Source organism: Aminobacter sp. P4_H6_2 (assembly GCF_056400805.1).
Window position 1 is genome coordinate 1 of record NZ_JBFUKO010000018.1, and the last position, 5,000, is coordinate 5,000.

Sequence of the window (5,000 nt, forward strand, 5' to 3'; positions counted from 1 at the left end):
CGATGGGGATGGTCTATGGACGCAATATCTACCAGCATGCCAATCCGAGCGCTGTCGTGCGCGGGCTGATGGCGATCATCCACGACGGTGCGGATGGTGCCACGGCCTTCGACCTGTACAAGCAGGCATAGTCTGCGGCATCGGGAGGAGCCAAATGGGCAAGTACATTCTCGGCCTCGATGCGGGCAACACCGTCATCAAGGCGATCATCTTCGACCTGTCGGGGCGCGAACTGGCGCTCGCCGCTTGCGACGGCCGCTCGTCCATGCCCAAGCCTGGCCATGTCGAGCGCGACCTCGACGAACTCTGGCGCAACGCGGTCGTCGTCATCGGCCAATGCATCGACAAGGCCGGCATCGATCCAAGCGAGATCGTCGCCATCGGCTGCGCCGGGCACGGCAACGGCCTCTACGCGCTCGATCGCGATGGCGAACCGCTGATCGGCATCCAGTCACTCGACACCCGCGCCATAGGCATCGTTGCCAAGTGGGCCGAACAAGATGTCGGCGCCCGAACCTATGTGCATTGCCTGCAAAAACCGTGGGCAGCACAGACGCCGACCTTGCTCGCCTGGCTCAAGCGCCATTCGCCGGAGCTTTTCAGCCGCATCGGCACGGTGTTCCTGTGCAAGGATTTTGTCGTCAACAAGCTGACCGGTGCGCGCTCCACCGACACCACCGACATGTCTGGCTGTGGATTGCTGCAGATGCCTGATAGGCGCTACGACCACGACCTGCTCGCCGCCTATGGCCTTAGCGACTGTATGGACCTTTTGCCGCCGGTGCTGGAATCGGCCGACATCGCCGGCCACGTCACATCTGAGGTCGCGGCCCTGACCGGCCTGCGCGCCGGAACCCCCGTCGTCGCCGGCCTGTTCGACGTGGTGGCAAGCGCCGTTGGTTCGGGCGTCACCCGAACAGGTGCCGCTTCGATCATCGCCGGCACCTGGAGCGTCAACCAGGTCATATCAGACGAGCCGATCCGCGACCCCTCGATCTTCATGCTCTCGACCTTCGACCCCAGGCGGTACCTGGCGATCGAATCGAGCGCCACATCGGCCGCCAATCTCGAATGGATCGTCCGCGAATTCCTCGAGCATGGTCATGAGGCCAGCACCTCGCCGTTCGAGCTGTGCAGCGAACTCGTCGCCTCGGTCGATCCCGACGGCGACATCCCGATCTACCACCCCTTCCTCTACGGCTCGCAGCAGAACGGCCACGCCCGCGCCGGCTTCTACGGCATCGCCGGCTGGCACACGCGTGCCCACATGCTGCGCGCATTGTTCGAGGGCGTCGCCTTCGAGCACAAGCGCCACGTCGAGACCTTGCGCAAGGCGGGAGCCGTGTTCGACGAGGTCGTTTTGTCTGGCGGTGGCTCGCGCAGCGCCATCTGGCCGCAGATCTTCGCCGACGTGCTCGGCGTTCCCGTCACCGTGGCGCGCAGCCGCGAGACCGGGGCGCTGGGTGCGGCGATTGCAGCAGGCACCGGCGTCGGTATCTTTGAGAACTACAGTGCCGGTGCGACCGCAATGACAGCGTCCGCCCGGCACTATACGCCCAACGACGCGATTGCCCCCGCCTATTCCAGGCGCTATCGCCTCTATGGCGAGATCAACCAGGCGATGACCTCGATTTGGCAACGCATCGCTACCGAGCAGGCACCGCAGTGACCGAAGCATCCTCATCATTTGGCGACTACGACTACGTCATCGTCGGCGCCGGCTCAGCCGGTTGCGTGCTCRCCAACCGGCTGTCCGCCGATCCGCGCAACAGCGTGCTTTTGCTCGAAGCTGGTGGCAGCGACCGCTACCATTGGGTCAACATCCCGATCGGCTATCTCTACTGCATGGGCAATCCACGCACCGACTGGCTGATGAAGACCGAGCCGGAAGYCGGCCTCAACGGCCGCAGCCTCAACTATCCCAGGGGTAAGGTTCTGGGCGGCTGCTCGTCGGTCAACGGCATGATCTACATGCGCGGCCAGGCCGCCGACTATGACGGCTGGCGCCAGGCCGGCAATGTCGGCTGGGGCTGGGACGACGTTTTGCCCTACTTCCTGAAGTCGGAAGATTATCACGGTGGCAGCAGCGCCATGCATGGTGCGGGCGGCGAGTGGCGCATCGAAAAACAGCGCCTGTCCTGGCCGATCCTCGACGCCTTCCGCGACGCAGCCGAAGAGCTCGGCATCCCGCGCACTGGTGATTTCAACACCGGCACCAATGRGGGCTCGGGCTATTTCGAGGTCAACCAGAAGAAAGGCGTGCGCTGGAACACCTCCAAGGCCTTCCTGCGCGGCATCGCCGATCGCACCAACCTGCGTGTCGTCACCGGTGCGGAGACCGAACGGCTTGAATTCGACGGCCGCCGCGTCACCGGCCTCGTCTTCCGCAAGGACGGGCAACTGCATCGGGTCAAGGCTGGCCAGACCATCCTCGCTGCCGGCGCCATCAACTCGCCGAAGATCCTCGAACTGTCGGGCGTCGGCCAGCCGGAGCTGCTTTCACGCCTCGGCATCGAAGTCCGCCATGCGCTGGCGGGCGTCGGCGAAAACCTGCAGGACCATCTGCAGATCCGCACCGTGTTCAAGGTGACGGGCGCGGCGACGCTCAACCAGCGCTACCACAGTCTTTTCAGCCGGGCCGGGATGGGTCTCGAATACGCGCTGAAGCGCAGCGGCCCCCTGTCGATGGCGCCGAGCCAGCTTGGCATCTTCGCCAAGAGCGATCCGCGCCTCGCAACGCCCGATCTCGAATATCATGTCCAGCCGCTCAGTACCGACCGCCTCGGCGAACCGCTGCACCGCTTTCCCGCAGTGACCGTTTCGGTCTGCAACCTGCGCCCTGAAAGCCGAGGAACGGTGCACATGGCCTTGGCCGATCCGCGTGAGGCCGCAAAAATCCAGCCGAACTACCTCTCCACCGAAGGCGACCGCAACACGGCCATTGCCTCGCTGCGCCATGTCCGCCGCCTGATGAATGCCAAGGCCGTCGCGCGGTTTGCACCCGAGGAAATGCTGCCCGGCACGCAATACGACAGCGACGCCGACCTGCTCCACAAGGCGGGCGACATCGGCACGACCATCTTCCACCCCGTCGGCACCTGCAAGATGGGCGCAGATAACATGGCCGTGGTCGACGACCGGCTACGCGTCCATGGGCTCGCAGGCCTGCGCGTCGTCGACGCCTCGATCATGCCGTCGATCGTCTCTGGCAACACCAACTCGCCAGTGATCATGATCGCCGAGCGGGCGGCCGAAATGATCCTCCAAGACGCCTCCGCGAGAGCCTGAGCCGAACCCGCTTCCATCCGCGCTTCGCCCAAGTGAAACCAGGCTATCAGGATTTTCGCCCCTCCGAAGCCCAAATGCAAACGGCTCGCCGGTTTTGACCGTGCGGGCCTTTGTCATTTCTGGGTTTTGCGGGATGCGGCTTTGTTTGTTTGCCGGCCTTTTCGACCGTTGACTCGTTGCTGGCCCCTACTGCGGCTTGGGATCGAACAGTCACGAGGAGCCAAATAGCAAAACGCCCCGCTTGAGGCGGGGCGTTTTGGGATTTGGATTTGGATTTGGATTTGGATTTGGAAAGTTTGGTTGCGGGGACAGGATTTGAACCTGTGACCTTCAGGTTATGAGCCTGACGAGCTACCGGGCTGCTCCACCCCGCGCCACCATTTTGCAGTKCCCGTWTTGCAGGCTTTGCCTGCGCAGATTWGGGCCTGCAGATATTCCGGCTTGTCTTCGCCTTCATGTAAGCATTTGCCTACGCGATTGCGAGGATTAGGCTTTTGACTGCYAAAACAAAGGGCCGCCCAATCCTGGAAGACTGGCGGCCCGACACCCGTTTTCGGGCCTTGTTTCGTTGCGAGAAGATTTGCGCCATCGTCGTGATCGATTTCGATCGGGCGAAGGTTTGATTTAACGTGCGTTTGGCAGACCTGGCAGCGACTTACTCTCCCGCGTCTTGAGACGAAGTACCATCAGCGCTGGAGCGTTTCACGGCCGAGTTCGGAATGGGATCGGGTGCAGCCGCTCCGCCATAACCACCAGGTCGGCAAAACGCACGTTGTTTCGAGAAGCTTTTGAGCGAAGGAGCATAAAGAGGGTCCGACAGTGGAACTGTCGGGGTGCCTCTCGGGCTGTTCGCTGGTCTTTGTTGTGCCTTTACAGTTCTTCGGTTCTGGCGCCTTCGAAGCGAAGCTTCGCAAGGTCGACCGACCGTCGGCGCTGATGCGCCGCACCCACGTAGCGCCGCCCGCAGGGCGGAACAAGCGTGAGTGAGAACAAAACATCTGACTTTGTCAGATGAGCATTAGGAATGAGAACGATCAAGCCAATCGAACTATTAGTACCGGTAAGCTTCATGCGTTGCCGCACTTCCACACCCGGCCTATCAACGTGGTCGTCTTCCACGGTTCTCAAGGGAATACTCGTTTTAAGGTGGGTTTCCCGCTTAGATGCCTTCAGCGGTTATCCCGTCCGGATATAGCTACCCTGCTATGCGGCTGGCGCCACAACAGGTCCACCAGAGATCCGTCCATCCCGGTCCTCTCGTACTAGGGACAGATCCTTTCAATATTCCTACACCCACGGCAGATAGGGACCGAACTGTCTCACGACGTTCTGAACCCAACTCACGTACCGCTTTAAATGGCGAACAGCCATACCCTTGGGACCTGCTCCAGCCCCAGGATGCGATGAGTCGACATCGAGGTGCCAAACAACCCCGTCGATATGGACTCTTGGGGGTCATCAGCCTGTTATCCCCGGCGTACCTTTTATCCGTTGAGCGATGGCCCTTCCACGCGGGACCACCGGATCACTATGACCGACTTTCGTCTCTGCTCGACTTGTCAGTCTCGCAGTCAGGCGGGCTTATGCCATTGCACTCGACGACCGATTTCCGACCGGTCTGAGCCCACCATCGCGCGCCTCCGTTACTCTTTAGGAGGCGACCGCCCCAGTCAAACTACCCACCATACATTGTCCCGGACCCGGATAACGGG

2 protein-coding genes, 1 tRNA gene, 2 rRNA genes and 1 pseudogene (1 of these 6 running past the window's edge) are annotated in these 5,000 nt (G+C 61.9%); 3 read left to right on the forward strand and 3 right to left on the reverse strand.

Annotated elements, in window-relative coordinates; genetic code table 11:
* The 3 genes and pseudogenes from AC1DUU_RS02980 to AC1DUU_RS02990 form a co-directional block, all read left to right on the forward strand.
* Positions 1-131 (forward strand): annotated as a pseudogene (locus AC1DUU_RS02980) (aldolase); the annotation flags it as partial.
* A 23-nt stretch (positions 132-154) separates the two neighbouring features.
* Positions 155-1,669: an FGGY-family carbohydrate kinase gene (locus AC1DUU_RS02985; protein WP_476781928.1), complete on the forward strand. Its 1,515-nt coding sequence runs from the start codon at positions 155-157 to the stop codon at positions 1,667-1,669.
* The gene (locus tag AC1DUU_RS02990; RefSeq protein WP_476781929.1) at positions 1,666-3,288 is read left to right on the forward strand and encodes a GMC family oxidoreductase; all 1,623 of its coding nucleotides are present in this window, start codon (positions 1,666-1,668) and stop codon (positions 3,286-3,288) included. The genes AC1DUU_RS02985 and AC1DUU_RS02990 overlap by 4 nt, the downstream gene beginning before the upstream one ends.
* Before the next feature lie 297 nt (positions 3,289-3,585).
* Here the strand turns inward: AC1DUU_RS02990 and AC1DUU_RS02995 are convergent.
* The 3 genes from AC1DUU_RS02995 to AC1DUU_RS03005 all read right to left on the reverse strand — a co-directional run.
* Positions 3,586-3,662: transfer RNA gene (locus AC1DUU_RS02995), tRNA-Met, on the reverse strand.
* A 268-nt stretch (positions 3,663-3,930) separates the two neighbouring features.
* Positions 3,931-4,045, reverse strand: a 5S ribosomal RNA gene (rrf, locus tag AC1DUU_RS03000).
* Positions 4,046-4,318: 273 nt separating this feature from the next.
* A 23S ribosomal RNA gene (locus tag AC1DUU_RS03005) occupies positions 4,319-5,000 on the reverse strand (it continues 2,133 nt past the right edge of the window).

Bases quoted from the DNA above. Each gene is read 5' to 3' on its own strand.
- AC1DUU_RS02985 (WP_476781928.1), top strand. From the start codon at position 155: ATGGGCAAGTACATTCTCGGCCTCGATGCGGGCAACACCGTCATCAAG.